The sequence below is a fragment of the Rhizobium sp. K102 genome (assembly GCF_022385315.1).
GTDB classification, from domain to species: domain Bacteria; phylum Pseudomonadota; class Alphaproteobacteria; order Rhizobiales; family Rhizobiaceae; genus Rhizobium; species Rhizobium croatiense.
The window spans coordinates 844,272-870,915 of the sequence record NZ_CP092436.1 but is presented as its reverse complement, the minus strand read 5'-3'; the positions used below and the strand labels follow the sequence as shown (position 1 = coordinate 870,915).

General features: G+C 64.4%; 26 protein-coding genes. 9 read left to right on the top strand and 17 right to left on the bottom strand.

Features of this window, described 5'->3' with window-relative positions; genetic code table 11:
• Positions 1-120: 120 nt before the first annotated feature.
• Positions 121-984 carry a DMT family transporter gene (locus MHI61_RS10125; protein ID WP_239791892.1) on the bottom strand — a complete coding sequence of 288 codons (864 nt, stop codon included), beginning with the start codon at positions 982-984 and terminating at the stop codon, positions 121-123.
• Positions 985-1,165: 181 nt separating this feature from the next.
• Between MHI61_RS10125 and MHI61_RS10120 the strand changes: the two genes are divergently transcribed.
• Positions 1,166-2,587, top strand: coding sequence for a PLP-dependent aminotransferase family protein (locus MHI61_RS10120; RefSeq protein ID WP_239791891.1), 1,422 nt, complete (start codon positions 1,166-1,168; stop codon positions 2,585-2,587).
• A gap of 185 nt (positions 2,588-2,772) precedes the next feature.
• Here MHI61_RS10120 and MHI61_RS10115 read toward each other — a convergent pair whose 3' ends face one another.
• The gene (locus MHI61_RS10115; protein ID WP_064682565.1) at positions 2,773-3,174 is read right to left on the bottom strand and encodes a response regulator; all 402 of its coding nucleotides are present in this window, start codon (positions 3,172-3,174) and stop codon (positions 2,773-2,775) included.
• Between the two features lie 10 nt (positions 3,175-3,184).
• Positions 3,185-4,876, bottom strand: a complete 1,692-nt coding sequence (locus tag MHI61_RS10110; RefSeq protein ID WP_239791890.1) for an ATP-binding protein — start codon at positions 4,874-4,876, stop codon at positions 3,185-3,187.
• Between the two features lie 134 nt (positions 4,877-5,010).
• Between MHI61_RS10110 and MHI61_RS10105 the strand changes: the two genes are divergently transcribed.
• Positions 5,011-5,547: a GNAT family N-acetyltransferase gene (locus MHI61_RS10105; protein WP_239791889.1), complete on the top strand. Its 537-nt coding sequence runs from the start codon at positions 5,011-5,013 to the stop codon at positions 5,545-5,547.
• 94 nt (positions 5,548-5,641) lie between these two features.
• Here MHI61_RS10105 and MHI61_RS10100 read toward each other — a convergent pair whose 3' ends face one another.
• From MHI61_RS10100 to MHI61_RS10090, 3 genes are all read right to left on the bottom strand, one after another.
• On the bottom strand, positions 5,642-6,556 hold the full coding sequence (locus MHI61_RS10100; protein ID WP_097578945.1) for an esterase: 915 nt from the start codon (positions 6,554-6,556) through the stop codon (positions 5,642-5,644).
• 159 nt (positions 6,557-6,715) lie between these two features.
• Complete coding sequence (locus MHI61_RS10095) at positions 6,716-7,348, bottom strand: PQQ-binding-like beta-propeller repeat protein (protein ID WP_239791888.1); 633 nt, start codon at positions 7,346-7,348, stop codon at positions 6,716-6,718.
• A 23-nt stretch (positions 7,349-7,371) separates the two neighbouring features.
• On the bottom strand, positions 7,372-8,598 hold the full coding sequence (locus MHI61_RS10090; protein WP_239791887.1) for a helix-turn-helix domain-containing protein: 1,227 nt from the start codon (positions 8,596-8,598) through the stop codon (positions 7,372-7,374).
• Between the two features lie 117 nt (positions 8,599-8,715).
• Here MHI61_RS10090 and MHI61_RS10085 point away from each other — a divergent pair, with 117 nt between their 5' ends.
• Together MHI61_RS10085 and MHI61_RS10080 are read left to right on the top strand one after the other, a co-directional pair.
• Complete coding sequence (locus tag MHI61_RS10085; RefSeq protein WP_239791886.1) at positions 8,716-9,513, top strand: thioredoxin family protein; 798 nt, start codon at positions 8,716-8,718, stop codon at positions 9,511-9,513.
• A gap of 5 nt (positions 9,514-9,518) precedes the next feature.
• Positions 9,519-9,881: a hypothetical protein gene (locus tag MHI61_RS10080; protein WP_239792821.1), complete on the top strand. Its 363-nt coding sequence runs from the start codon at positions 9,519-9,521 to the stop codon at positions 9,879-9,881.
• A gap of 102 nt (positions 9,882-9,983) precedes the next feature.
• Here the strand turns inward: MHI61_RS10080 and MHI61_RS10075 are convergent, their stop codons facing one another.
• The 6 genes from MHI61_RS10075 to MHI61_RS10050 all read right to left on the bottom strand — a co-directional run bounded on the left by MHI61_RS10075 (position 9,984) and on the right by MHI61_RS10050 (position 15,954).
• The gene (locus tag MHI61_RS10075) at positions 9,984-10,814 is read right to left on the bottom strand and encodes an inositol monophosphatase (protein ID WP_239791885.1); all 831 of its coding nucleotides are present in this window, start codon (positions 10,812-10,814) and stop codon (positions 9,984-9,986) included.
• Positions 10,811-11,641, bottom strand: a complete 831-nt coding sequence (locus MHI61_RS10070; RefSeq protein ID WP_239791884.1) for a glycerophosphodiester phosphodiesterase family protein — start codon at positions 11,639-11,641, stop codon at positions 10,811-10,813. Before MHI61_RS10070 ends, MHI61_RS10075 begins: the two co-directional genes overlap by 4 nt.
• 10 nt (positions 11,642-11,651) lie before the next feature.
• A complete protein-coding gene (ugpC, locus tag MHI61_RS10065; RefSeq protein ID WP_239791883.1) occupies positions 11,652-12,758 on the bottom strand; it encodes a sn-glycerol-3-phosphate ABC transporter ATP-binding protein UgpC in 1,107 nt (368 codons plus the stop codon).
• A 2-nt stretch (positions 12,759-12,760) separates the two neighbouring features.
• Complete coding sequence (locus MHI61_RS10060) at positions 12,761-13,678, bottom strand: ABC transporter permease subunit (protein WP_097608408.1); 918 nt, start codon at positions 13,676-13,678, stop codon at positions 12,761-12,763.
• Between the two features lie 3 nt (positions 13,679-13,681).
• On the bottom strand, positions 13,682-14,572 hold the full coding sequence (locus MHI61_RS10055) for a sugar ABC transporter permease (RefSeq protein WP_010031725.1): 891 nt from the start codon (positions 14,570-14,572) through the stop codon (positions 13,682-13,684).
• Positions 14,573-14,646: 74 nt separating this feature from the next.
• Positions 14,647-15,954 (bottom strand): extracellular solute-binding protein, encoded by a 1,308-nt coding sequence (locus tag MHI61_RS10050; RefSeq protein ID WP_239791882.1) that lies wholly within the window; start codon positions 15,952-15,954, stop codon positions 14,647-14,649.
• A gap of 206 nt (positions 15,955-16,160) precedes the next feature.
• Between MHI61_RS10050 and MHI61_RS10045 the strand changes: the two genes are divergently transcribed.
• From MHI61_RS10045 to MHI61_RS10030, 4 genes are all read left to right on the top strand, one after another.
• Positions 16,161-17,312, top strand: a complete 1,152-nt coding sequence (locus MHI61_RS10045; RefSeq protein WP_239791881.1) for an ROK family transcriptional regulator — start codon at positions 16,161-16,163, stop codon at positions 17,310-17,312.
• 268 nt (positions 17,313-17,580) lie between these two features.
• A complete protein-coding gene (locus tag MHI61_RS10040; protein WP_239791880.1) occupies positions 17,581-18,294 on the top strand; it encodes a DNA helicase in 714 nt (237 codons plus the stop codon).
• Between the two features lie 370 nt (positions 18,295-18,664).
• A complete protein-coding gene (locus MHI61_RS10035; protein ID WP_239791879.1) occupies positions 18,665-19,687 on the top strand; it encodes an LLM class flavin-dependent oxidoreductase in 1,023 nt (340 codons plus the stop codon).
• Between the two features lie 490 nt (positions 19,688-20,177).
• Positions 20,178-21,083, top strand: a complete 906-nt coding sequence (locus MHI61_RS10030; RefSeq protein WP_239791878.1) for a LysR family transcriptional regulator — start codon at positions 20,178-20,180, stop codon at positions 21,081-21,083.
• On the opposite strand, the gene MHI61_RS10025 is transcribed toward MHI61_RS10030, so the two are convergent.
• Positions 21,046-22,311, bottom strand: coding sequence for an MFS transporter (locus MHI61_RS10025; RefSeq protein WP_239791877.1), 1,266 nt, complete (start codon positions 22,309-22,311; stop codon positions 21,046-21,048). The genes MHI61_RS10030 and MHI61_RS10025 overlap by 38 nt on opposite strands.
• Positions 22,308-22,949: a helix-turn-helix domain-containing protein gene (locus tag MHI61_RS10020; RefSeq protein ID WP_239791876.1), complete on the bottom strand. Its 642-nt coding sequence runs from the start codon at positions 22,947-22,949 to the stop codon at positions 22,308-22,310. The genes MHI61_RS10025 and MHI61_RS10020 overlap by 4 nt, the downstream gene beginning before the upstream one ends.
• Positions 22,950-23,108: 159 nt before the next feature.
• Between MHI61_RS10020 and MHI61_RS10015 the strand changes: the two genes are divergently transcribed.
• A complete protein-coding gene (locus MHI61_RS10015) occupies positions 23,109-23,792 on the top strand; it encodes a class I SAM-dependent methyltransferase (RefSeq protein WP_239791875.1) in 684 nt (227 codons plus the stop codon).
• Here MHI61_RS10015 and MHI61_RS10010 read toward each other — a convergent pair.
• Genes MHI61_RS10010 through MHI61_RS10000 form a run of 3 tightly spaced genes read right to left on the bottom strand, consistent with a single transcriptional unit; the run spans position 23,789 to position 26,635 of the window.
• A complete protein-coding gene (locus tag MHI61_RS10010; RefSeq protein ID WP_239791874.1) occupies positions 23,789-24,589 on the bottom strand; it encodes an ABC transporter ATP-binding protein in 801 nt (266 codons plus the stop codon). The genes MHI61_RS10015 and MHI61_RS10010 overlap by 4 nt on opposite strands.
• Before the next feature lie 7 nt (positions 24,590-24,596).
• Positions 24,597-25,589 (bottom strand): iron ABC transporter permease, encoded by a 993-nt coding sequence (locus MHI61_RS10005; protein ID WP_239792820.1) that lies wholly within the window; start codon positions 25,587-25,589, stop codon positions 24,597-24,599.
• A gap of 41 nt (positions 25,590-25,630) precedes the next feature.
• A complete protein-coding gene (locus MHI61_RS10000) occupies positions 25,631-26,635 on the bottom strand; it encodes an iron ABC transporter permease (protein ID WP_239791873.1) in 1,005 nt (334 codons plus the stop codon).
• Positions 26,636-26,644: the final 9 nt, after the last annotated feature.

Here is a 26,644-nt window from a genome sequence, read left to right as displayed (position 1 = left end):
GCTGAAAAGGCCGGCGAGGTCGCGACGATGAAGCCTGAAAAGGGCAGGATGCGGCGGTAACAGGGCTATTTGCTGACGATTGCGCGGCGGCTTTGTGACCGGCGGAGGCCGGCGCAAGCCCTACCGCGCAAACTTCCTCGCCCCCGCCACGCACAGAATAACGGCGACCGTTACAGCCAGCATGCTCCATGTCACCGTCTCACGCAGCAGGGTGGCGGCAAGCGCCAGGCCGAAAAAGGGCTGGAGCAGCTGCAGCTGGCCGACGGCGGCGATGCCGCCCTGGGAGAGGCCGCGATACCAGAAGATGAAGCCGATCAGCATGGAGAACAGCGAGACATAGGCAAGGCCGACGAGCGCCGGCATTTCGATGCCGGCAAAACTCACTGGCCGGTATAGAAAGGCGACCGTGACCATCAGCGGCAGCGACAGCACCAGCGCCCAGGAAATCACCTGCCAGCCGCCGAGCGTGCGCGACAGCCTGCCGCCTTCGGCGTAACCGAGACCGCAGATCAGGACAGCCGCCAGCATCAGGACGTCGCCGACCGGCGATGCGGTCACCCCTTGCGCCAAGGCAAAGCCCGCCACCAGCGCACTGCCTAGAATGGAAAAGAGCCAGAAGGCCGGCTTTGGCCGCTCGCCGGCGCGGATGACGCCGAAGGTCGCGGTTGCCAGCGGCAGCAGGCCGATGAAGACGATGGAATGGGCCGAGGTGACATGCTGCAGCGCCAGCGCCGTCAGCAGCGGAAAGCCCACCACGACGCCGAGCGCGACGACGATCAGCGAGACGATATCACGCCCTGACGGCCGTTTCTCACGAAAGATGATCAGCAGGCAGAGCGCCAAGACCCCGGCGATCGCCGCGCGCGCGACGGTCAGGAACACGGGATCGAACTGCGCCACCGCGACGCGCGTCGCCGGCAGCGAGCCGCTGAAGATCACCACGCCGACCAAGCCGTTGATCCATCCTGCCGTCATGCGTTCCATTATGCACTCTTCCTTCCCGATGCATGCCGTCCAAGCGCCCTCAGGTTTGGACAGCATGTATAAAAACAACGACCTAAGGCGCCTCACTTGAATCAAATTCGAAAGCCGCGCGCTTCAGCCTTTATCGATCAGGACGGATGGCCAGGACAGTGACAGTCTGATACGATTTCGACAAACTGTTGTGGTTCGGAAAGCAGTACAGATGAACGAAGAACTGGCAGGACGCACACGCGTCGAGATGGTGATCGCAACGATCCGGCAGCGCATTGCCGGCCGCAGCCTGACGCCCGGCGCAAGGCTGCCCTCGGTCCGCGGGCTGGCGGCGACGTTGAAGCTGTCGACCTCGACCGTGGTCGATGCCTATGAGCGCCTGGTCGCCGAAGGCGCGATCCTGGCGAGACCAGGCTCCGGTTTCTATGTCGCCAACCAGGCAGCACCCTTTGCACTTGCCGAGGCCGGGCCGAAACTCGACCGCGCCGTCGATCCCTTCTGGATATCGCGGCAATCGCTGGAGGCCGGCGAGAGTGACCTGAAGCCGGGCTGCGGCTGGCTGCCGCCCTCCTGGCTGCCCGGCGAAGCCATGCGCCGCGGGCTCAGAACGCTTTCCCGCGCCGACGGGCCGGCGCTTGCCGACTACGGTTCGCCGCTCGGCCTGCCGCCGCTGCGCCAGCTGATTTCGCGGCGCATGGGCGAACGCGGCATCGAAGCCTCGCCGGATCAGATCATGCTGGCCGAATCCGGCACCCAGGCAATCGATCTGCTCTGCCGTTTCCTGCTGGAGCCCGGCGACACGGTGCTGGTCGACGACCCCTGCTACTTCAATTTCCACGCGCTGCTGCGCGCCCACCGGGCAAAGATCGTCGGCGTGCCTTACACGCCGTCCGGTCCCGATATCGAGCTGTTTGCCCAGGTCGTCGCCGAACACCGGCCGCGCCTCTACATCACCAACTCCGCCATCCACAATCCGACGGGCGCAACGCTTTCGCCGGTGACGGCCCACCGGCTGCTGAAACTCGCCGATCAGTTCGACCTCACCATCATCGAGGACGATATTTTCGCCGATTTCGAATATACGCCGGCGCCCCGCCTTGCCGCCTTCGACGGGCTCGATCGGGTCATCCACATCGGCAGCTTTTCGAAGACGCTTTCAGCCTCGGCCCGCTGCGGCTTTATCGCCGCCAAACCGGAATGGGTCGACGGACTGACCGATCTGAAGATCGCCACCTCCTTCGGCGGCGGCCGGCTGACGGCGGAACTGGTGCTGAACGTCTTTAGCGACGGCAGCTACCGCAAACACATGGAGACGCTGAGACAGCGGCTTTCCCGGGCGATGGGCGAGGTCTCGGCCGGGCTGAAACGCCTTGATATAACGCCCTGGCTGGAGCCGCCGGCCGGGATGTTCCTCTGGTGCCGGCTGCCCGACGGCATCAATGCGGCCGACGTGGCGCGGGCTGCGCTGGAAAGGAAGATCGTGCTCGCCCCCGGCAATGCTTTCAGCCTGTCGCAATCGGCGACGAATTTCATGCGGTTCAATGTATCGCAGATGTTGGATCGGCGGGTGTTCGAGGTGCTGGAGGAGGTATTGGAGAGGCAGGTGAAGTGAGGCGGGGATTGGGCCGAGAGGCTACAGACAGCATCTTGCGGCGTTCGTGGTCACCTCGCACCAACCTTTCCTCCGTCATTCCTATGCTTGTCACAGGAATGACGGAGGAAAGGTTAGGCTAATCGATGCCAGGTCAGGGGGCCGCACGGCACGGCCTTCATCCTCATCTCGTTCAACGCCACACCTCAAAACGACCGATTGACCGCCTTGTCGTTCTCCAGCCGCGTCACGCAGCCTTCGAGCTTGGCGAGCAGCAGGTCGAAATCGAGCGGCTTCGTCAGGTAGTCCGCCGCCCCGGCCCGCAGGCCCGCAAGCGTGTTTTCCCGGTCGGTCAGCGCCGTCAGCAGGATGAAGGGGATGTTGGAGAGCTCGGGGTGGTTGATCTGGATTTCCGCCAGAAGCTGGTGCCCGTCCATGACAGGCATGGAGATATCACTGATGACGATGTCGGGCCATTTCGACAGGATCATTTCCAGGCCTTCGGCGCCGTTCGAGGCCTCGAGCGTCTTGTAGCCGGCTTCGCTCAACTCTTCGACGAGGAGATTCCGGATCTCGACTTCGTCTTCTATGCACAGGACTGTAACCATGAGCTCTTCCTTAAGCTGCGACTTGTTGATCCGACAATAGAGACTCTATTGGCAGAGAAATGGTAAATGTTGTGCCCTTGCCAAGCTCGCTCGTCACCTCGACGCTGCCGCCATGCAGCTCGACAACCTGCTTGACGACATTCAGGCCGATGCCGGTTCCGGCAATGCCCGTGGCGCTGCGGGCCCGGTAATAGGGTTGAAACAGTTTCGGCAGGTCATCCGCATCCATGCCGATGCCGCTATCGGCGATGGCGATTTCCACCGTCTTTTCATCAACCCGGGCGCGAACATGAATGTCAGGCGCATTGGGCGAATATTTGACGGCATTGGAAATCAGGTTGGTGAAGACCTGTTCCATCGCGCTTCGATCGAAGGTCAATAGATCAGGTATCGGCTCGAGATCGAGATGGAAGACATGCGAGCGGCTGAGCTCGCGCTGTCTGTCGCAGCAAGCGACGAGCAGGGCTTTCAGATCGCCTTCGCTCCGCTTCAATATGATCTGTCCGGTTTCGAGCCGGCCGGTGGCAAGGATGCTCTCCATCAGATCGACCATGCGCACCACCGCGCTTCGGATCACTCCGGCTTTTTCGTGAACGTACTCGCCGCTGACATTGGTCGTCGACCGGCAGAGCCGCTGGGCGGCGGCGTCGATGATCGCAAGCGGCGTTCGAAATTCGTGCGAGGCCATGGCGACGAACTGACGCTGGAGCGCATTCACCTGGCGCTCGTGCACCAGCAGGCGGTCCAGCTCTTCCCTCTGTCTTTCGATTTCTGCGGTTCGATCCGCCACCATCTCTTCCAGGTGGTTGCGATGGTGGGTCAGCTCAGCCTGACTGTCCAGCAGGGTCAGCGAGGTGCGATGCAGTCCTCGTCCGAGCCAGAACACCGCGGCGATCAGCAGGGCCAGGCAGCCGAGCCCCGCCGGCGCGATCTGCTGAAGCAGCATGAAACCCGGCCGGATCGGCTGCCAGACGAGATAGCCGATCGTGCCGCCGTCATGCGACGATACAGGCACCTGCGCCCGTGCATCACTCTTCGATGCGGTAAAATGCAATCCTTCGAGCCGCGCATAATGGGCGATACTTTCGACCGCCTTTCCGTCGAGGAACTTGACCGAGACGGCGATGAACTCCTGGCCGGCCTCGATTTGCATCCTTGTCGAACTCGGCAGAATGGGGCGCGCGCTTATTATCGCCGGCCGGTTGGCGATCATGATCGTGCGGACCCTGGCGAGCTGACCAAGCGGTTCGGCGCCGGGCTTTTTGCTCTCGAGGAGAGCAGCCCGCATCTCGCCCGCCAGCGCCGTGATCTCCTGGCCGTCGTCGCTGCCGAGGCGCGGCGGCATGGTGTCCGTTCCGTCGCGGAAGGCAAACATCAGGCGATTGGTATCGTCGAAGACGTAGGTTCTGTCGTGCCCGAAATATTGGCTCGTCCAGCGGCCGACATTGTCAAGCAGCCATTCATGGTTCCGCTGCTTGGCATAAAGGAAGGCGTCGTCCCATTTGGTGACGCTTTCCTGTTCCCGGGGAAGCGCATTGATCTGCTCTTCCAATCCTTGTTTGACGAAGTCGGCCTGCCGGCGCAAATAGAGATCATCGACCTTCACCGCGGCGAGCCACGCAAATCCGCACAGCAAAACGGCCGCCGCGCAGGTGAGCGTCACCAGGACGAGCGTGATGTGGGATGTGAGCCTGACCTTCAAATACCCGCAACCTTTTGATGGCGCCTGCCGGCTCAAAATTGACACGCAAAGGTTGACGGACGGTGAATTATGCGCTCCCGTGCGGGTCGGCGACATGGCGATTACGGCATCTCGCGATCTTCGAAGGAGAGCTTATGGACGCCGCAACATCGCCCGATATGTCAGGCATCGGGATCGAACCGATCGCTGCCGCGCACATCAAGAGCTTTCATCGCGCCCTCGATCTCGTCGCGCGGGAGAAAAAATACCTGTCCATGCTGGAAGCAACACCCCTGCCGCAGACGCGCGAGTTCGTGATGGGCATGATTGCAAAAGGCAATCCGCAATTCGTTGCCGTCACTGGTGAAGAGGTCGTCGGCTGGTGCGACATCAGCCGGCATTTCTTCCCCTCGAACGCCCACCGCGGACGCCTCGGAATGGGAATCCTGCGCGCCTATCGCGGCCAGGGTCTCGGACGAAGGCTCATCGAGACGACATTGAGAGCGGCGCAGGACGCCGATTTTGCGCGGGTGGAACTCGATGTTTACGAAGACAACGGCCGTGCTATCGCCCTCTACGAAAAGGTGGGATTTGCCCGCGAAGGCATCGTCCGGCGTGCGGCACGCATCGACGGCCGGTTCATCGACGCGATCAGCATGGCGCTTTTGTTCGACGAACGCGGCTCGGCATAGATCCTGGTATCGCCGTCATTTTTTGAACAAGCTCTTTTGAGCAATTCCAACTATCGCGACACGATTGTGCAGACCTCCGTCGGCCAGGCACTCCCTATCGGGCGAAAGCCTCGAACGGATTCTCGTGGGTCAGGCGCGTCAGGGTCCCATCGTCTATGCCTCGCCGTCTTAGCTCGGGCAGCAAGACCGTGGAAAGATGGGTGTACGGTTTCGGGGTCCCGCCCATCGGCAGCGCCGGATCGAACCAGCCGCGGTCATGGCTCAACAACAGGCGGTCGCCGCAACCGGCCTCCAGCGCCCTGATCACCAGCTCCGCCACCTCGTTATCTTCAGCCCGGCCGACATGGTCATACTCGATCCAGGCACCGCGCTCGGCGACGGCGACGTTATAGCCGAAGTCCTTTTCTTCCTGCGTATGAATCGAGATAAATCTGTCGGCCCGATAGCCCTCCCCCTCGATGACGTCGAGCTGATCCATGACGACCCGCCCCCTGATCGTATGGCTGCCGATGACCGCGTCTGTCTGCGCCGCGGCGCGCGCCGCTGCCCGCAGGATTTTCGTCTCGAGCGGCGTCATGCCGTCATCGCCGGCGCTGAGCTTGATCCAGCCGGCCTGAAACCCGGTCTCGTCGATCTGCTCCGTCAGTTCGCGAAGCATCCACGCCTCCAGTGCCTTTTCGGAAGCATGGCGGACCCATTCGGGTATCCAGGGTTCACGGTAATTGCCCGTGGGAACGACGATCGGAAAATTCGTTGCAAGTGACACGGCAAGATCCATGTCCGCACGCCGTCCGACGCCGCCCGTTGAGCATTCGACGAGTGCCGTCACCCCGAGCTTCTTGATCCGCTCGATTTCAGGCGCCATCAGCCGAACGACGTCTTCGGTCTCCGCTTCGGCATAACCGGGCTGGTCCGGCGTCCTGAGATCGACGAAAACGTGCTCGTGCGGGAGGATCATCCCAAGCTCGGATTTGCTCTTGGGCCCGAGCGTCGTGCGCAGGTATTTCAAAGTCTCTCCTCGCGGTTGGATCGGCTTGCGTGGAGCCCTCGACCGGCACCGAAGCCCCGCCACTGCCGCGAAAGTAGATCGTCAGGTGACGAAATCAATCACCCGCTCGATCGAGATTCGCGTTGCGGGGACCGGACCTCACCGCGTGGCGCATCGCGGTCACCCCGGCCGGCGCACGGCGCGGATCTTGCCACTGCCGCCGCCACCGCAGAAGAAGCGGTCGGCGCCGTCGGATTCGAGGCCGGAGACGCCGATCCCTTCAGGCATATCAAGCCGCTCCAGCACCTCTCCCGTTTCCGGATCGATGCGCCTGACGTCGCTGTCGTCGCCCTCCCAGGTGCCATGCCAGAGCTGGCCGTCGATCCAGGTGACGCCCGTGACGACACGGTTCGACTCGATGGTGCGCAGGATCTTGCCGGTCTCGGGATCGATCTGGTGAATCTTGCGACCGCGGTGCTGGCCGACCCAGAGTGTGCCTTCCGACCAGGCGAGGCCGGAGTTGCCGCCATTGCCGGGCGCAGGGATGGTGGACAGGATGCGGCCGGTCTTCGGATCGATCTTGTGAATGACGTCCTCGGCGATCTGATAGAGGAATTCGCCGTCGAAAGCCGTCCCGGCATGAGAGGCGACCTCTATCGAGCGCACCACCTCGCCGCTTTCCGGATCGAGCGCGTTCAGCCTGTCGCCAGAGGCGAACCAGACATGCCTGCCGTCGAAAGTGACGCCATTGACGCGCTCGGCGCCGGGAAACGGCCCATATTCACGCAGGATATTCGCAGCTGATTTTTTCATCGCTTCCTTCCCTCCAGTTCGGCTCATCCTGAATCGCTCGGCAGCGGTCCGGGGAGTAACAAGATCGTCGGGAAACCCGGCAGTGGCGGGCTCATCCAGCGCCGTGCACGACCGCGCCCGAGCGATTGCACCTTGCCTTCGCCGGCAAGGGCATCCAGCGCACGCTGCACGGTGCGGGGGCTGGCCGCAAGCGCGATTGCCAGGGCCGAGCTCGACCACGCCTCGCCATCGGCGAGGAAGGCGAGCACGGCCCCATGCTGACCTTCGACCAGCGGCGCCAGCACGGCGATATCGCCGGCGGCGCGTGGCGAAAGCGCAAAACCGCGCTTCGTCGCCGAGACCTCCGCCAGTCCGGCAAGTGCTGCGCGCAGCCGGCCAATCTCGACGCGCAGCCGGGCGCGATGTGATTCATCGGCATGTTTGCCGCGAAAGGCACGCGCGATGAGCGTACCCCTTGCCACATCCGCCGGCCAGGCTTCGGCGAGCGTACGAGCGAGCGCAAACAGCACCGGCCGCGTCGCCAGCGAAACGGCATTGCCCGCGCTCCACACCACATGACGGCAGGCATCGACGACGAGCGTGCGGGAGGAAAGCAGGGCTTCCACCTCCGCAAGCCGCAGCGGACGCTCGTGCCCGCGCGACACCAGCCGTGCCGCCGGGGTGGCGAGCACCAGCGCGGCGGCTTCGACCTCCCGCGTCAAAACGGGGATATCGGCCGTGCGCGCGGCAAGCCTCGCCCGGTCGAAGGCAGATCGTGCCGCCTCGGTTCGCAGACGCCGGACGGCGATGCCTGATGCCACCAGCTCGTGGGCGGCCCGCAAAGCCGGCGGCAGCGGCGTCGGATCGAGCGCTGCGAGCGCGCGTTCGGCCTCGTCGAGGCGGCCGATCAGCACCAGCCTGCGGATGGCGACATTGCCCGCATGGGCGGCGTTGACCCTGTCGCCATGCGCCTCCAGCACCTTGCGCGCCGCTTCCAGCGCCTTGACCGGCCAGGTGAGATCGCGCGAGACAAGCGCGATCTCGGCCTCGGCGACCACGCAGCGCGCCCGCGCCACAGCCTCCCGCGGACCGAAGGCACGCGCCGCATTCTTCAAGAGCGCCTTGGCGCGGACGAGATCGCCGAGCTGCGCCATGGCGATGCCGCGCAATGCCAGCGCCGGCGCGTCGTCGCGCAGCGCCACCCGCTTCAGTGCGCCGAGTGCATCGCCCGATGCCAGCGCCAGCGCCGCGGCCGTGATCAGCGAGTCCATGCAAATCCCGTCACACTTGTCACTCCCGCCATTCCCCTCTCCGGCCGTAATCTGCTCGGCGCCGGCAGACAATCCGCGCCGGATGGTACGACGACAGACAGGCAAAGGAGAAGACCCATGACGGCACAGCTGAATGCAACACGCGAGCAGTGGCTGGCAGCAAGGCTCGATCTGCTCGAGCAGGAGAAGGAACTGACCCGCCAAAGCGACGCGCTGGCCCTGAAGCGCCAGCAATTGCCCCGCGTCAGGATCGACAAGGAATATCGCTTCGACACCGAAAGCGGCGATGCCTCGCTGAAGGATCTCTTCGGCGGGCGCTCGCAACTTCTCGTCTACCACTTTATGTTCGGACCGGATTACAGCGCCGGCTGCCCCTCCTGCTCCTCGATCGCCGACGGCTTCAGCGGCTCCTTCGTCCATCTCGAAAATCACGACGTCGCCTTCTGGGCCGTTTCGCGCGCGCCGCTTGCAAAGCTCCTGGCGTTCCGGCAGCGCATGGACTGGCGCTTCCCCTGGGCCTCTTCCGGCGGCAGCGATTTCAACAGCGATTTCGGCGTCTGGTTCAGCGACGAGCAGCAGCGGCTGGGCGGCGTGGAATATAATTACCGCCGCGAGCCGCCCGCCCCCGACCCGATGCCCAGCCGGAACATTGAGGAATGGCAGCAAGGCGGCAACGACGAGCCGATCACCCAAATCGCCGCCATGACCGGTACCGATGTGCCCACCTATGTCCGCGACCGGCCGGGCGTCAGCGCCTTCGAGCTCATCGACGGCGCCGTCTACCACAGCTACTCCAGCTTTGCGCGCGGATTGGATGGCCTCTGGGGCGTGTACCAATGGCTCGACCGCGCCCCGAAGGGTCGCAACGAAACCGGCATCTGGTGGCGCCACCACGACCGCTACGGCAAGGAGTGACGGTGATGCTGCTCTCTGGCCACAGCTCGAAAAGCGGCGGCGAACACGCTGCGCTAGGCGGCGGAGCCGCCATCAACACAGCCGAATGGCTGTCTGTATCGGCCGCCGCCGACGGAGCGGCCGGCAGACCGGGCGAATCCGCCCGGAGCTTGCCCGCCGCCGAATGGCTATCGCTCGCCGCCGCACCGACCTTCGCAATCATGGCATTGCTGACGGCCGCGACCGGCAGTACCGACATGATCTGCACGACCGCGCCCGAGTTCTTTCCGATCGGCGGAATGGTGCCGATGTATCTGCTGATGAGCGGCTTTCACCTGGCGCCCTGGCTGCGGCTTGTCGCAGGTTGGCAGCGCGTGAGCCGGAGATAATGGATCAGCTTCACTCCATACGGTCCTCCGCTAAGCCGGTTTGCGTGCCGAGGAGCACCCCCTCTGCCTGCCGGGCAGAGGGGTGCTCCTCGGTGCAAACAATCACCCTTCCATAAGGCTCTGCGCGATCGCCTCCCAGCTCTCCGCATCCGGCGCCAGCAACAACCTGCCCTTCGTCATCGCCGGCCGGTAAGCTTCGCCGGTCAGCAGCGCGCCGCAGCCACCGGCTTCGCGGTGGATCAGGACGCCGGCGGCGTGGTCCCAGGGTTTGAGTTCGGCGTTGAGGGAAAAGCTCATCGCCCCTGTCGCCACCGCCCGGTACTCATAGGCGGAGCAGCGCCAGGTCGTGGTTCGGGCAAAGCGCAGCAGGTGGCGGGCGTAGGCCGGCTGGTCTACGGCGGGAAACATGTGCAGCGGCACGAAGCCGTGCATTTCCCCGACGGGCGACGGCGGCGCGACGGCAAGGCGGGTCCGCGCGCCGTCGCGGGCGATGTGCCATGCGCCCAGGCCCTTCCGCGCAGCGAGGAAATCGCCGGTGACGGGGTAATGGATCAGCCCGGCCACGGTCTCTCCGCCAGAGACGATCGCCACGATCATGCCGAAGAGCGGCACCCCGTGGGCGAAGTTCCAGGTACCGTCGACAGGATCGATGAGGACGGCGAGATCGGCATCGGCAAGCCGCGCCAACAGCGCGGGATCAGCCGAGACCGCCTCCTCGCCGACGAGCAGCGCTTCTCGAAACCGCTCCGAAAACGCCTCGCCAAGCCGCCGCTCGGCGCCGAGATCGGCATCGGTCACCAGATCGTCGGGCGCAGTCTTGGTGCGGATGCCCTCGGCGGCGACGCCGAGGAAGCGGGGCAGGATTTCCGCCCCCGCCGCCGCACGCATATCCTCCATCAGCGCGGAGAGCAGCGCATCGGAAATCTCCCTCACTTCTGGCGCGCCTCGATATAGGCCTTCAACGCCGCCGGCTGGTCGGTCTGGATGACGCTGATGCCGGATGCCATCATCCGGCCCCAGATCGCATCGGGATCGGCAAGAGCGGCGCTGTCGGTCAGGCCGCAGCAGGAGACCGGATCGAGCGAGTTGACCCAGAGCGAAATGCCGGCCTCGCGCAGGCGCGGGTGCTGCCCGGCCAGCGTCTCCAACCGGTCGAACTTGGCCTCGCACATGAATGGCCTGATCGAAAGGATCGCCTCGGCCGTCTGATCGGCGCTTCCCTCGCGGAAGAAGGCTTGGCCCATGAAGGGAATGCCGTCGATGCCGCCTTGCGCGGACAGCCAGGCGAGCGCCTCCGGCGTGCCGGCGGCCGCCTTGAGATCGACCTGGTCTTCCATGCCCATTTCCTTGACCTTGGCGGCGACGATGCCGAACATCTCGCGGTCCTTGAGGTCGAGATCGACGAAGATCCGGCCGCGCGCGGTTTCGAGCACCTGTTCGAGCGTCGGAATGGTCTCGGTCGTGAACGCCTGATCCGGCCCGCCATCGGCCATGCGCAGCCTGAGGCGGGTGATTTCGGCGATCGTCATCTCCTCGGGAATGCGGTCGATGCCGGCCATGCGCTCCAGCGTATCGTCATGCAGGATGAACAGCATGCCGTCGGCGCTCTGGCGGATATCCACCTCGACGATGTCATAGCCGCCGGCGATGGCGGCCTCGATCGCTGCAAGGCTGTTTTCGGGAGCATGATGCCAGGCGCCGCGATGGGCGACGATGGCGCAGGGACGCGACGGATTGGCAATGTGATCGATATATTTCATGGGGCTTCCTTCAATGGGCGGCGAATGCGCCGGGTATGGCCCTGCCGCTTTCCGCATCGAAGAGATGCAGGCGGGCGGCAGGGAAACTGAGAGAGAGTTGGCCGCTGTCCAGAACCTCGGCGCCGAAAGGTGTAGCAATCCGGACGACCGACCCGCCGAGCTCGGCCGCCAGGATCGCGTGCGAGCCGAGATCCTCGCGAAACCGCAGCGCGGCGGTGACGGCGCGGCCATCTACCTTTCTGTCGAGAAGAATATCCTCCGGCCGGATGCCGAGCTGGTAGCTGCCGGTCAGCGGCGCCTGCGCCGCCACCTGTCCGTCGGCGAGCCTCAGCACCGTGCCGTCGCCGGTGACCGGCAGGATGTTCATCGGCGGTGCGCCGATGAATTTCGCCACGAAGACCGAGGCTGGATGGTGATAGATCGCCTTCGGCGTGTCGAACTGCTCGATGCGCCCCTTGTTCAGGATCAGGATGCGGTCGGCAAGCGTCATCGCCTCCACCTGGTCATGGGTGACGAAGACGGTAGTGGCGCCGATGCGCCGGTGGAGCTCGGCGAGTTCGACGCGCATGTCGTGGCGCAGCTGCGCATCGAGGTTGGACAGCGGCTCGTCGAAGAGCAGCACGCCAGGTTCGCGCACGATGGCCCGGCCGATCGCCACGCGCTGGCGCTGGCCGCCCGACAATTGCGCCGGCTTGCGGGCGAGATAGTCGGAAAGCCCGAGCATCTTCGCCACCGCCCCGACCCGCTCGATGCGCTCGGCCTTCGCCATGCCCGAGATCTTCAGGCTGTAGGCGATGTTGTCGAAGACGCTCATATGCGGATAGAGGGCATAGTTCTGGAACACCATGGCGCAGCCGCGGTGCTTCGGTTCCAGATCCTGCACCTGGCGCCCACCGATCGCGATCTGCCCGGCGCTCACCCGCTCCAGCCCCGCGATCATCTGCAGGAGCGTGGACTTGCCGCAGCCGGACGGGCCGAGAACGACGGTGAATTCGCCGGCCCTGAGCTCGACGTCGAGCGGCGGGATGACGACGGTCTGGGCGTCATAGGCCTTGGTGACGCGTGTCAGCTTGATGTTGGCGGCAGCGGCGCGGATCGCCATGTCGATCGCGTTCATGGCTATTTCTCCGTGAGAACGAGGCCCTGGACGAGATAGCGCTGCAGAAGCGCGATCATCGCCAGCGGGATGATTGAGACGACGATGGTGGCGGCCATGATCATCGGGAAATCGGGCACCGTCCCATCGGCATCGGGAACGAGCCGCGCCAGTCCGACGACGGCCGTCTGCATGTCCGATGTCGAGGCGGCGACGAGCGGCCAGAGATACTGCGTCCAGCCGCTGAGGAAGGTCAGCACGAAGAGCGCGGCGAAGCTGGTGCGCGACAGCGGCAGCAGGATGTCGAACAGGAAACGGATCGGCCCCGCCCCATCCATGCGCGCCGCCTTGAACAGATCTCTCGGCAGGGTGAGGAAGAACTGGCGGAACAGGAAGGTGCCGGTGCCGTGGGCGACAAGCGGCGCGATGAGGCCGAAATGCGTGTTCAGCAGGCTCCACTCGAGCTTGACGGGCGCGCCGAAATAATCGGCGATCAGCCCGTTCAGTCCGGTCATGTCGAGCAAGGCATTCACCGGCGAAAACACGTTCGACGCCACCTGATAGGTGGTGATGACGCGAATTTCGATCGGCAGCATGATGGTCGCGAGGATCAGCGCAAAAGCCACGCCCGCCCAGCGGACACGGAAATAGACGATGGCATAGGCCGACAGAAACGACAGCACGCAGGTGGCGATCGCATCGCCGAGGGCGACCGCCAGGCTGTTCAGCATCTGGATCGGGATGTGGGTTTTGGAAAAAACCCGCGCCATGTTGGAGAACAGCTGGTCGCCAGGGATCCATGCCAGCCCGTTGCGCAGCATATATTCATAGGATTGCGAGGCGGTGGCGAGCGTCAGGTAGAGCGGCCCAAGAATATAGAGGATGCCGACGACGAGGACGAGGCTGGCGGCGATGTTGAGGGAACGCGCGTTTTCGATCATGGGTCACCGCTCGTAATTGATGCGCCGGCCGAGGAAGAGGAACTGGGCGGCGGTGAGAAGGACGATGAAGACCATCAGGATCGCCGTCTGTGTCGAGGCGCCGGACAGGTCGTAGCCGGAAAAGCCGTCGGTATAGATCTTGTAGACGAGCAGCGTCGTCGAGCCGCCCGGCCCGCCCTTGGTGATCGTGTCGATCAGGGCGAAGGCGGAGGTGACGCTTTCGGTGAATTCCAGCACCAGCGTCAGGAAGAGCTGCGGCGCGATCAGCGGCAGCTGAACGTCGAGGATGCGCCGCCACGGCCCTGCCCCATCCATGGCGGCCGCCTGGTGCATGGTGCGCGGGATCGATTGCAGCCCGGCGAGCAGTATGACGAAATTGAACGGAATGCCGCCCCAGACATGGGCTGCTATCAGCGTGATGAAGGCGTCCGTGCCATCGATGCCAGGTGCCCAGATGCCGGGAAAGATGGAGTTGAGCGGCGCAAGCACGCCGACGAAAGGATTGAAAAGGAAGGCGAAGACGACGCCGATCGAGGCGCCCGCCACGCCCTTCGGCCAGACGAGCACGTTGCGAGCCGGCAGCGAGAGGCGGATCTTGCGATCGGCCGCGACCGCCAGGATCAGCGGGATCAGCACCGCCAGCGAGGAGCCGGTGACCATGAAGACGATGGTGCGCCAGCCGGCCTCCCAGAATTCCGGATCGGAGAGCACACGGGCGAAATTGTCCCAGCCGACGAACATCGAGCCGCCGCCGAAGGGGCGCTCGAGAAAGAACGACCAGTAAAAGGCTTGGAAGATCGGCGCATAGAAGAACAAGACGATCAGCAGCATGAACGGCGCCACCAGAAGAAGCGGCAGCCAGCGATGGCTGAAAAGCGAAGATTCCGACGTCATGGGAGGAGCCCTGCATGGAAAGAACCGTAAGGGGCGCGCGCGGCTCCGCGCGTCCCTTACGGAGGAGTGTCCGGTCAGGGCAGCTTCACGCCCTTGTAGGTCTGCTCGAAGCGGCGCAGCAGTTCGTCGCCGCGCTTCTTGGCGCTGTCGAGTGCTGCCTGCATGGTCTTCTCCCCGGCAAACGCCTTCTGGGTCTCCTCCATGAAGATCTGTCGGAATTGGACGTAGAAGCCGAGGCGGATGCCGCGCGTGTCGGGCGTACGCGGCTCGTTCATCGAACCGATGCCGACGGCGGCGGTCGCATATTTCGGCGATTGGCCCTCGCCGCTCTTGGCGATCGCCTCCATCACGTCGTTGGTGACGGGCACGTAGCCGGTGGCTGACGTGAAGGCCATCTGCTGCTTGGGATCGCGCACGAAATCGAGGAAGGCCTTCGCGCCTTTGATCTCCGCCTTGCCGTGCCCCTTCATGATATAGATCGAAGCCCCGCCGACAAACGTGTTGTGGCGCTCATGGCCCTCGTACATCGGCGCCATGCCGACGGTGAGTTCGTATTTGCCGTCGAGCGCTTTGGCGGAGGCCGTATAGGAGCCGGAGGAATTCTCCATCATCGCGCATTCGCCGGCATTGAAGGCGGCGGTAAAATTGCCGGCCTTGGTATCGCTCGCCAGCCTGACGAGGCCTTCCTTGCGCCAATCGACAAGGTTCTGCAGGTGCTTGGCGGCGAAGGTGGTGTTGAAGACATATTCGGCATCGAGGCCGTCATAGCCGTTGTGCTCGGAAGCGATCGGCAGGCCGTGGCGGGCCGAGAATTGTTCGAGCACGCGCCACGTATCGCCATCGGTGGTGAAGGGGCAGGCATGGCCGGAAGCCTTCAGCTTGCGGGCAGCCTCGATGATCTCTTCCCAGGTCTTGGGCGTCTCGGTGACGCCGGCTTTCTGAAGCTCGGTCTTGTTGGTGTAGAAGAGCAGCGTTGAGGCATTATAGGGCTGGGCAAAGAGCTTGCCGCCCGAGGTTTCGTAATAGGCGCGAGCGCCGGTGATGTAATTGTCCCACTTGACGTCAGGCAGCTCCTCCTGGACCGGCACGACGGCGTCCGACAGCATCAGGTCGAGCGTGCCGGCGTCGAAGAACTGGATGAGGACGGGATGGTTCTTGGCGCGGAAGGCGGCGATCGCCTTCTGCATCGACACCTCATAGCTGCCCTGTCCGACGCAGGTGATGTGATGCTCGGACTGCGCTGCATTGAAAGCGGCGCACTGATCCTGGATCGCCTTTTCGACGACGCCGGTATTGCCGTACCAGAATTCGATATTGGCGGCCTGCGCAGAACATGCGCCCGCCGTCAGCGCGGCCGCAGCCGCCAGAATGGAAATCTTCATCTTGCCCTCGCCTGTTTGATCGGCCGGCTCACAGCCCGCCTTTGGTGATGGCGGATTACTACACATAGTGTGTAACAATTTGGTGACGGATGTCGGCTTGCCGCGACAGCAGGCTATTGCTATAGGCTGCAAGCACGGATGTACCGCTGGTGACGGACCTGATTACTACACGCATAAGGTAATTATCGACGACCGAGGTGTTGGATATGACCTATTTCCCGGAGCAGCTGATCGCCCCGCACTTCCTGCGCGAAGGCGGTGGGGTCGTTTCTCCCAACGAACGCGATCTCCTGCGGCTGATCTGGCGCAATCCCGGCCTCTCCCGCTCCGAAGTCACTGGCCACACCGACCTCACCCAGCAATCGGTCTACCGGATCATCGACCAGCTGGAGGAGCGTGGCATCGTCTCCTTCGGCTCGCCGAAACCCGGCGCCGGCCGCGGCCAGCCGAGCCCGACGCTGCGCCTCGAAGGCCGCGCCGCATACTCCTGCGGCATCTCGGTCAATACCGATGTCATCGGCATCTGCCTGATGGATCTGTCGGGCAAAGTGCTCGCCGAAAGCAGCATCACGCTGCGCGAGCGCTCGATGGCGCAATCGCTCGATCTCGTGCGCGAGCAGCTGATCGAGCATCAGCGGGAAAACGACCTCTCCGACGAAGCTTTCTTCGGCATCGGCTTTGCCATTGCCGGCTTCCACGTCAGCGGCACCCGCTTCAACGCACCGCTGCCGCTGCACGAATGGTCGCTGATCGAACTCGGGCCGCTGCTGACGGACTTCTTCAAGAAGCCCGTCTGGGTCCATAATGGCGGCAAGGCGGGCACGGTCGCCGAATCCATGTTCGGCGCCGGGCGCTACATCAGGCACTTCGCCTATCTCAGCTTCAATTACGGCTTTGGCGGCGGCCTCGTCAGCAATGGCGAACTGCTGCATAGCGGTGTCGGCAATGCCGGCGAGTTCTCCGGCATGTACGACGCGGAGGAAAACAAGCGCCGGCCGGCCCTGCAATACCTGATCGAAAATCTGAACCGCAACGGTCTCGACATTCCTTCGATCACCTACATGCGCAAGCATTTCGATGCGAAATGGCCGGGTGTTGCGGAATGGGTGGACGAGGTGACGCCGGCCTACAGCCGGCTCATCAACGCGATCTGGGCGATCTTCGATCCGCAGGGAATCGTCTTCGGCGGCCAGATCCCGCCGGCGCTGGCGCAGATGCTGATCGACCGCACCGAGATCTTCGACCGCCCCCGCTACGGCGTCGCTCGCCCCCGCCCGAAGCTGATCATTTCTGAAATCGCAACCGACGCCTCGGCCATGGGGGCGGCGATCGCCCCGTTCAAATCCGCCTATTATTGATCTCGGCAGCTTATCGACGCGAGCAGAAACCGACTCCCCTAATTCTTCCGCCTCCGCTTGCGGGCGTTACGCATTTTTTGCTCCGAGGCGGCGAAGGCAATTTCCGGCCGAATGGACCTGCGCTATGATCTGATTCCGGCGCAGCCCACGCCTCCCCCCTCCATCGGGAAAGCACACGTCATGCAGGGCTACCTGACACCGAACCGACTGTTCGAGCACTGGCATAAGGAGGGATTGCGGACGACGCTCGCAAATAGGAGGTTTATCCATGAAGACCACTCAGCCCATCTATCACCTCAAGCGTAAGGCCAAGGCGTCGTCGCGCGCCGAGGACATACCGCTGCATCAGGCGCTCGACCGAATAGCCAAGGACGAAGGCTATGGCCGCTGGAGCCTGCTGGCGGCAAAGGCATCCGACACTACGCCCGCCGGCGAGCTGTTTGCGCGTTTGCAGCCCGGCGACCTCCTGCTCCTCGGCGCCCGGCCCGGCCACGGCAAGACCCTGATGGGCCTCCAGCTCGCGGTCGAGGCGATGAAGGCGGGCCATTCCGGCATATTCTTTTCGCTGGAGTATACGCGAGAGAATGTCGAAGACCGCTTTCGTGCTATCGGCATCGACCGCACGCAGTTCGATCACCTGTTCGAATTCGACGGCTCCGACGCCATCAGCGCCGACTACATGACCGAAAAACTGGCCTCCACGCGCCGCGGCACCCTCGTCGTCATCGACTATCTCCAGCTGCTCGACCAGAAGCGGGAAAATCCGGAGCTCTCGGCCCAGGTCAGAACGCTGAAGGCTTTCGCGCGCCAGCGCGGCCTGATGATGGTCTTCATCGCGCAGATCGACCGATCCTTCGAGACGACTGAAAAGTCGCTGCCCGATATCACCGACATCAGGCTGCCGAACCCGCTTGACCTGAAGCTGTTCGACAAGACGTGTTTCCTGAACAACGGAAAGATGGCCTTCGCCGCGGCGCTTTAGGAAGCTGCGTTGCCCCGGTCGCAGGTCTCACGCCTGACCCGCGACCGGGTGTTTGCCGGCGGAACAGTTCGCACCTCCGGCGTGAACGCAAGATGGTGGAGCTTGCTCCGCTGAGCCCGTTTAATCATAGTGCCGGCATGAGTGGATACGATAGCCCTTTCGAGTATTATGGTCGGTCAATGTCTTCGAGCCGTAGGGCTCGCCACCCGGCATGACGCCCCGACGATGAACCGGAGAGAGACCGAGGGAAGGCTCGGCAACAGGCATATGGCAGCGCCGATGCGCGCACCCAGTTCCGATTGTCATGCAACCCGAAACTGTGCCATGACCTGTCGACCCCAGACACAACGGATCAAGGTGCGGTATCAGCATGAAGAAGATCGGATTCCTTTCGTTCGGGCACTGGACGCCCTCGCCGCAATCGCAGACGCGCTCGGCGGGCGACGCGCTGCTGCAGTCGATCGATCTCGCGGTCGCCGCTGAAGAGCTCGGTGCCGACGGCGCCTATTTTCGCGTGCACCACTTCGCCCGGCAGCTGGCCTCGCCCTTCCCGCTGCTGGCCGCCGTTGGTGCTAAAACCAGCCGGATTGAGATCGGCACGGCCGTCATCGACATGCGCTACGAGAACCCGCTCTATATGGCCGAGGATGCCGGTGCCGCCGACCTGATCGCCGACGGCCGGCTGCAGCTCGGCATCAGCCGCGGCTCGCCCGAGCAGGTGATCGATGGCTGGCGCCATTTCGGCTATGCCCCGCAGCAAGGTCAGGACGAGGCCGAGATGGCGCGGCGCCACGCGGAGGTCTTCCTTGAGGTGCTGCGCGGCGAAGGTTTTGCCAAGCCGAACCCGCGGCCGATGTTTCCGAACCCGCCCGGTCTTCTGCGTCTCGAGCCACATTCGGAGGGGCTGCGCGAGCGGATCTGGTGGGGCGCCAGCTCCAACGCCACCGCCGTCTGGGCGGCAAAGCTCGGCATGAACCTGCAGAGCTCGACGCTGAAGGATGACGAGACGGGAGAGCCGTTCCACGTCCAGCAGGCAGATCAGATTCGCGCTTACCGCGAGGCCTGGAAGGCCGCCGGCCACGCCCGCCAGCCGCGCGTCTCGGTCAGCCGCAGCATCTTCGCGCTGGTCGATGAGCGCGACCGCGCCTATTTCGGCTATGGCGGCGACGAAGGCGACAAGATCGGCTTCATCGACGAGAAGACCCGGGCGATCTTCGGCCGCAGCTACGCCGCCGAGCCCGATCTGCTGATCAAGCAGCTCGCCGAAGACGAGGCGATCGCCGAAGCCGACACGCTGCTGCTCACCGTCCCCAACCAGCTCGGCGTTGCCTACAACGCCCATGTCATCGAAGCGATCCTGACCCACGTCGCGCCGGCGCTCGGCTGGCGGTGAGGTTACGGCTGCTGTGATGGCTTGATCGACGAGCAGGGTCTTGGACGCGGGCCATACAGGTGATGACGAGAGGGCGTGCCGTGCGGCACCCCCCTCTGCCCTGCCGGGCCCGGGGCGAGCCGCGGGTCTCGCCCGTCCTTCGGACCCCCACAGGTTGGGAGATCGGCTGGGCGCGATGGTTTCCCCAAACAACTGGCGTCACAGCTCGGCGAAACGATAGACGGGCGCGAAGTTTGTGCCGCTTGCCGATCTCCCCCCTTGTGGGGGAGATGCCCGGCAGGGCAGAGGGGGGTGCTACACGGCCCGCCCTCTCTTAACCTGCACCCCACATACCCATCGCGGGCGTGCAGGAGAGCGCATTTGCCATCCCACCGCCGCGTGAACGAAGCCTCGGGACCTTACTGCCGCGCCGGACGTTGATGGTGCGAACCTTGAATCGGCCGCAGCACGACCGAATTAAGGCCGTAGCCCGAACCGCTCGAGTTGCCCCATGCCGCGTACGAACCTCAACGATATCCTGATCTTCATGGCCGTCGTCGATGCCGGAAGCTTCATTGCCGGCGGCCAGGCCATGGGCCTGTCCCGATCGGCAGCGGGAAAGGCTGTCATCCGCCTGGAAGACCGCCTCGGCACGCGCCTGCTCAACCGCACCACGAGAAGGCTGAGCCTGACCGACGAAGGCCGGGTATTCTATCAACATGGTCTAGAAGTCCTCGCTTCGGTCGACGAAGCGGAGGCGAGCGTGGCGGGTCAGAGCGCCGCGCCGCGGGGTGTTCTCAGGCTCACCGTTCCCGATGCCTTCGGGCGACTCGTCGTGCTGCCCATCGTCGAAAAATATCTTCTGGCCTGGCCCGACATCCAGGTCGAAGTGAACTTCACCGATCGCAAGGCCGACATCCTCGAAGAAGGTTTCGATCTGGCGATCCGGATCGGCACGATGCCGTCGGCATCCGACACCCGGCTGGTTTCGCGGGTGATCGCCGCCGACAGGGCGCGGCTCTGCGCCTCGCCATCCTATCTCGCCGACCGTGGCGAACCGCGCGACATTGACGATCTCGCCGCCCATGATTGCCTGATCTTTTCCAGCCGCGATCAACGGCAAGGCTGGCGCTTTCGCGGCGAAGGCGGAGCCTGGGTCAAGGCGCAGGGCCGCAGCCGCCTGAGGCTCGACAGCGACGAGGCCATCCGCGACGCTGCCGTAGCAGGCCTCGGCATAGCTCTGCTACCCGACTTTCTGGTCGCAGACGATCTCGTCGCCGGCCGCCTCCGCCACGTGCTGCCGGAGCTCGAAACCGACGACGCCAAGATCGTCACACTCTATCCCGACAAGCGCCTGCTGGAACCGCGGGTGCGCCGCTTCATCGATTTGATGACCAAGGAGCTCGGGCATCAGTGAGCGCAGCGATCTCCCCGTCAAACCCGTGAAAACTCTTCAGTGCCAGCGGCGCAAGCGTGGTCGCGAGATAGGCAATCCCCATCAGGAATAGTGCAGCGGCAAGGCCGAGCGTGCTGATCAGCGCGCCGCCGAGGAGGCCGCCGAAGGGGATGAGGGCGAAGCAGAGGGCGGTATTCAGTGCGGTGACCCGGCCGGTCAGCGGCTTGGGGATGCGCTCGAATATGACCGCCGACAGGATCGGGTTGAGGAAGCCCGACGCGAAGCCTGCGATGGCGAGCGTCGCAAAGACGAGGCCGATGGGCGCATCCAGCGCGGGAACGAGAAAGCGCGGAAAGCCGGTCAGGAGGAAGGCCACGGTATAGACCGTGAGGCGCGGCATGCGCTCGCCGATCGCCGCGGCAATCGCAGCACCCGCGATCGAGGCGCCGGCGAAGGCGGCAAACATCGCCCCGAGCAGCTCGGGCCCATGCCCGGCATCCCGTGTCCAGACCGGCAGCAGCACGGCATGATAGGCCTGGTCGAAGAGATTGGTGACCGCCACCATGGCGACGATGCTGACGAGCACGGTATCGCCCCGCAGAAAGCGCCAGCCCTCGCGCAGATCCTCGAGATAGGAAGCCCGGTCGGCCGGTCGAGCTTCGGGCGCATGCGCGCGGTGCGTCCCGGGCATGCCCACGGCAACGATCAGCGCGGCGGCGGCGAAAGTGGCGGCATTGACGAGCAGCGCCTGCCCCGGGCCGATCAGCCCGATCAAGGCGCCGGCACCGGCCGCACCCGCCGTCGAAGCCAGCCGCTCGATGGCGCTTGCAACGCCGGTCACCCGTTCAAGCGGCACGCCGGCGAGCATCGCGATATCGGGAACCATTGCCTGCTTGGCCGCATCGGAGGGACCGCGCAGCACGCCCATCGCAAAGACGAGCGGCAGCAGCACCGGCATGCCGAGCAGGCCGAAGAGGTCGAGAAGCGGCACCAGAGCGACAACAAGCACCGAAGCGGTGTCTGAGATGATGGCGATGCGCTTGGCGCCGGCGCGGTCGATCAGCGGTCCGCCGAGCGCCTTGGCCATGACATAGGGCAGTATTTCCATCATCGCCGTCAGGCCGGTCAGCACTGGACTGCCCGTCGTGCTCAGCACCAGCCAGGGAATGGCGATGGTCGAAAGTCGCGTGCCGGAGAGCGAGAATGTCTCGGCGGCGGCGAGCGCCAGGAAGGGCCTGCCCCTCCTCACTGCGTGTCCTCCCCTTCGCGATGCGGAAGGCGTCCCGGATACGGAAAGGCATGGAGCATGACGTAGAATGGAACCATGCCGGGTTCCCGAGACGCCGCCTCCCCGAGCGGTGGGGCCGCCCGCATCGCCTCCAGGATGATGTCACGCAGCCGTTTCGTCAAGGCCTCGGCCTGTGCCGCCGTCATCATGATGATGATGTCGTCGCCGGCCGTCGCCTTGCGCCATTCGGCCGGCAGCTCGGCATATTCCTCCAGCGCCTGCTGCATCTGGCCGACCTGTAGCGAGAGTGCGGCCTGATTGAAGGCGATGTCGAGATCGAGCGCCTCTCCTTTGGCTTCGCTCGGCGGCACCGAGGTCAGCTCGTGGCTGGCGCGCCACCAGCGGTCGCGCCGCGAGGCATGCGGCGCCTCCTCGATGAAGCCGTATTGGGCAAGCCGGCGCAGATGATAGCTCGTCGCACCGCTGTTCAAGCCGAGCCGCGCGGCAAGCTGGGTCGCCGTGGCAGGCCCATCGATCCTGAGCATGCCGAGCATGCGCAGCCGGACAGGATGGGCCAGCGCCTTCAGCGCGGTCGGCTCGGGCACGACCCGGCTGACGATGCGGGTATCTGCGGCAGGTTGGGGGAGCGGATGTTTCATGCCAAAAGTATACAATCGCAAATATATCTTTGCAAAGTTTTCTTTGCAAAATATTCGGCGGCTGTGGAAGGCGCTCGAAAACCGCCTTCCGATCTAGCCAAGCATGACAACGCATCCTAAGACCGTCACCATGATCGGCATGATGCGAGGGGCAAGAGGATGGCTGAGGAAACGCAGAAAAACATCGGCACGTGGTATATCGATCCCGACGCCGAAGACAGGATGGCCGATGGACATGCGCCCATCTGGCGCCACCTGATCGACCTCATCCTCGAGCAGGATCTGACAGCCAAGAGCGTGCTCGATTTCGGCTGCAATCAGGGCGGCCTGCTGCGCCATCTCTATGCGATCCGCCCCTTCCGAAAGGCGCTCGGCATCGATATCGCCGAAACTTCGATCGCCAAGGCCGAGACGCTGAAAGGCAATCTGCCGATCCAGCATCAGGTCGGCGGCAGGCTCGACGGCTGGAGCGAAGAATTCGATCTCGCCCTCAGCCATGAGGTCATTTATCTCGTCCCCGATATCGACGCCCACGCCGCGGACGTCTGGCGGGCGCTGAAATCCGGCGGCGTTTACTATGCCGTGACCGGATGCCATACGGACAACCCGCTCTGGCCGAAATGGCGCGAGCTCGTCGCCAACCGCACCAACACCGTCGTCCAGGACCGGTCAATCACCGATTACGGCCGCGCCTTCGAAAAGGCGGGCTTCGACGTCTCCGCCCGCAAGCTCGCATATGACGGCTTCATTCCCTTCGTCGCCGACGGCTGGACGCCTGATTTCGCCGATGCGCTGAATTACTACACCCAGACGAAAATCGTCTTCAGGCTGGTGAAGCGCTAGTTCGTGTCGGCTCGCTGAAGCCGCATCAGCTCGACATCGAAATGCGGCGGACTGTCGGGCGCGACCTGGACGAAACGGCCCCTGACGCGGAAGATTTCCTGGATCAGCCCGCATTCGGCAAGCTCGCGCGGGGCGCCGTCGAATCGGAGCTCGCCTTTTTCGAGCAGCGAGATGCGGTCGCTGACGGCGACGGCCTGGTTGATGTCGTGGATCGCCATGACGACGGTCACGCCCTTTTCCCGGCTCAGCCGATGCACGAGGTCGAGCACCTCGACCTGATAGCCGATATCGAGGAAGGAGGTCGGCTCGTCGAGCAGCAGGATCTCCGCTTCCTGAGCGAGAGCGGCCGATATCCAGGCCCTTTGCCGCTCGCCGCCGGACAGTTCCCGAAGGCTGCGGTCGGCGAGCCCGGACAGGCCGGTGCTTTCGAGCGCCCATTCGATCGCGTCTTCGTCACGGCTGTCATAGGAGCGGAACAGGCCGACATGCGGATAGCGGCCCTGGCGCACGAGCTGGGCGACGGTCATTTCATCAGGCGCGGTCGGCTGCTGCGGCAGGAAGGCAAGCCTCTTCGCCAGCATGCGGCGCGACATGGAGGCGACGGCAACGCCGCCGAGCGACGCTCGGCCCCCGGCCGGCCGGATCAGCCCGGCCAGCGCATGCAACGCCGTGCTCTTGCCCGAGCCGTTCGGGCCGATCAGCGCCCGGATCTCGCCCTTCTCGAGCGAAAGACTGAAGCCGTTAAGGGCCTTTCGCTGGCCGTACATCACCGAGAGGTCGGAACAGGACAATGGCATTTCGGCCTCACATGGTTTTGCGCAGCAGCGCGAGCAGGAGCGGCACGCCGAAGACGGCCGTGACGACGCCGATCGGGATTTCCTCGGCTTGGCCGAGCAGCCGGCCGATGAGATCGCCGAGCGTGACGATGACGGCGCCGAGCACGATCGTCAGCACCAGCGCCAGCATGAAATTCCGTCCCGCCAAGAAACGGGCAAGATGCGGCACGACGAGACCGATGAAGACGACAGGGCCGACCGCGCCGACCGCACTCGCCGCAAGCGCAGAAGATACGATCAGCACGACCGAGAACTGTCTCTTATAGCCGAGGCCGAAGGAGCGTGCGACGGACGCATCGAACTGCAGCAGCGTCAAGGGCCGGTAGATGACCGGCAGCATGGCGAGCCCGACGATGGTAAACGGCAGCAGGAAGAGCGCGTGATCCCAGCTGCGGGCGTAAAGGCTGCCCGACAGCCATTCCAGAATGATCTCGATGCGGGCCGATCCCCAACCGGCGATGAGGCCGATCGCCACCGCATGCAGCACCGTGCCGACCGCCACGCCGCAGAGCGTGATGCGCAGGGCGCTGAGGCCGAGGCGAAAAGCCAGGAGATAGATGACGCCGCCGGCGAGCAGGCCGCCGGCAAGCCCCGCCGCCGGCAGCCATGCGACCGGCAGTTCGGCAAGCGTGTTCGAGCCCGGCTCGAAGATATAGACGGTGAAGAGCAGGAAGATCGTCACCGACAACGTCGCCCCCTGCGACACGCCCATCAGCGACGGATCGGCCAGCGGATTGCGGGTGATGGTCTGCAGCAGATATCCCGCCAGCGAAAAATGGATGCCGGCCAGAATGCCGGTGGCGATGCGCGCCAGCCGGATATCGAGAATGATCAGCCGCGCTTCCGCCGAGCCGCTGCCGGTCAGAACGGCCGCGACATCGGCCATCGGAATATCGGCAACGCCGAGAAAGATCGCCGCCGCCAGCGACAGGACCGCCAAGATGGCCAGCACAGCGGCCATGCCGAAGCCCGGCGAAGCGGCCGATGTCGATGCCGGGACGCTCATCGTGCCTCACCCGCAAGGCACAGCCGCCCGCGCTGGACGAGATAGATGAAAACAGGCCCGCCAAGCAGCGCGGTGACAATGCCGACCGGCAGCTCACGCGGGATGGCGATGCTGCGCGCCAAAACGTCGGCGACGGTGACGATCAGCGCGCCGAGAGCAGCGCTGAGCCCAATCTCCCATCCCGTGCCGCGCGGCTTGAGCAGCCGGGCGATGTGGGGAGCGGCCAGCCCCACGAAGGCGACCGGCCCGGCGACCGGCGCGACGCCGGCGACCGGAAGGACGGCGAGAACGAGGATGAGCGGCTTCCACAAGCCCAGCTGCAGGCCCATGCCGGCCGCCGCATGATCGCTCAGCATGAACATTGCGATGACGCGCCGCAGCAGCAGCGCGCCGGCGACGCCGGCGATCGTCCAGGGCAGCATGTAGAAGAGATGCGACCAGGTGCGCCCCTGGAAGCCGCCGGCAAGCCAGAAGAGCAGCGATGCCGATTGCGGCCCGGTCAAAAGCAGCACATAGGTGGTGATCGCACTCAGGAAGAGCGAGACGCTGACGCCGCCGAGCGCAAGCTGCAGCGGCCGCCCCTGCCCGCCATGCGACACCCAGAACGTCACCGAGGCTGCCGCAAGCCCGCCGGCAAGGCCGATGAAGGGATAATAGGCCGGCGATATCGAGGGCAGGAAGACGAAACAGCAGACGATCGGCGCGACCGCCCCCGATGTAACGCCGGTGATGCCGGGATCGGCCAGCGGATTGCGCGTCAGCGTCTGCAGCACATAGCCGGAAACGGCAAGCCCCGCGCCGCCGGCAGCAGCCGTCAGGCTGCGCGGCAGCCGCAGTGTCCAGACGAGAATGGATTCGATCTTGCCATCGGGCGCCAGGAGCACGCGGATGGCGGTCTCGGCCGACAGCGTCTTGGCGCCGATCAGCAAGCCGAACATCGCCGCCAAGATGGCGGCGATGACGATGAGCCCTATGGCCAGGAATGATTGCCGGGGGCTCATCGCCGGTCT

Coding starts and splice junctions, on each gene's coding strand:
- MHI61_RS10005 (WP_239792820.1), bottom strand. CDS start 25,589: ATGGCCGCTGTGCTGGCCATCTTGGCGGTCCTGTCGCTGGCGGCGGCG.
- MHI61_RS10080 (WP_239792821.1), top strand. CDS start 9,519: ATGCTGCTCTCTGGCCACAGCTCGAAAAGCGGCGGCGAACACGCTGCG.
- MHI61_RS10115 (WP_064682565.1), bottom strand. CDS start 3,174: ATGGTTACAGTCCTGTGCATAGAAGACGAAGTCGAGATCCGGAATCTC.
- MHI61_RS10060 (WP_097608408.1), bottom strand. CDS start 13,678: ATGATCGAAAACGCGCGTTCCCTCAACATCGCCGCCAGCCTCGTCCTC.
- MHI61_RS10020 (WP_239791876.1), bottom strand. CDS start 22,949: ATGAAACATCCGCTCCCCCAACCTGCCGCAGATACCCGCATCGTCAGC.
- MHI61_RS10070 (WP_239791884.1), bottom strand. CDS start 11,641: ATGAAATATATCGATCACATTGCCAATCCGTCGCGTCCCTGCGCCATC.
- MHI61_RS10045 (WP_239791881.1), top strand. CDS start 16,161: ATGACCTATTTCCCGGAGCAGCTGATCGCCCCGCACTTCCTGCGCGAA.
- MHI61_RS10010 (WP_239791874.1), bottom strand. CDS start 24,589: ATGCCATTGTCCTGTTCCGACCTCTCGGTGATGTACGGCCAGCGAAAG.
- MHI61_RS10090 (WP_239791887.1), bottom strand. CDS start 8,598: ATGGACTCGCTGATCACGGCCGCGGCGCTGGCGCTGGCATCGGGCGAT.
- MHI61_RS10085 (WP_239791886.1), top strand. CDS start 8,716: ATGACGGCACAGCTGAATGCAACACGCGAGCAGTGGCTGGCAGCAAGG.
- MHI61_RS10030 (WP_239791878.1), top strand. CDS start 20,178: ATGCCGCGTACGAACCTCAACGATATCCTGATCTTCATGGCCGTCGTC.
- MHI61_RS10055 (WP_010031725.1), bottom strand. CDS start 14,572: ATGACGTCGGAATCTTCGCTTTTCAGCCATCGCTGGCTGCCGCTTCTT.
- MHI61_RS10050 (WP_239791882.1), bottom strand. CDS start 15,954: ATGAAGATTTCCATTCTGGCGGCTGCGGCCGCGCTGACGGCGGGCGCA.
- MHI61_RS10035 (WP_239791879.1), top strand. CDS start 18,665: ATGAAGAAGATCGGATTCCTTTCGTTCGGGCACTGGACGCCCTCGCCG.
- MHI61_RS10095 (WP_239791888.1), bottom strand. CDS start 7,348: ATGAAAAAATCAGCTGCGAATATCCTGCGTGAATATGGGCCGTTTCCC.
- MHI61_RS10040 (WP_239791880.1), top strand. CDS start 17,581: ATGAAGACCACTCAGCCCATCTATCACCTCAAGCGTAAGGCCAAGGCG.
- MHI61_RS10105 (WP_239791889.1), top strand. CDS start 5,011: ATGGACGCCGCAACATCGCCCGATATGTCAGGCATCGGGATCGAACCG.
- MHI61_RS10000 (WP_239791873.1), bottom strand. CDS start 26,635: ATGAGCCCCCGGCAATCATTCCTGGCCATAGGGCTCATCGTCATCGCC.
- MHI61_RS10125 (WP_239791892.1), bottom strand. CDS start 984: ATGGAACGCATGACGGCAGGATGGATCAACGGCTTGGTCGGCGTGGTG.
- ugpC (WP_239791883.1), bottom strand. CDS start 12,758: ATGAACGCGATCGACATGGCGATCCGCGCCGCTGCCGCCAACATCAAG.
- MHI61_RS10015 (WP_239791875.1), top strand. CDS start 23,109: ATGGCTGAGGAAACGCAGAAAAACATCGGCACGTGGTATATCGATCCC.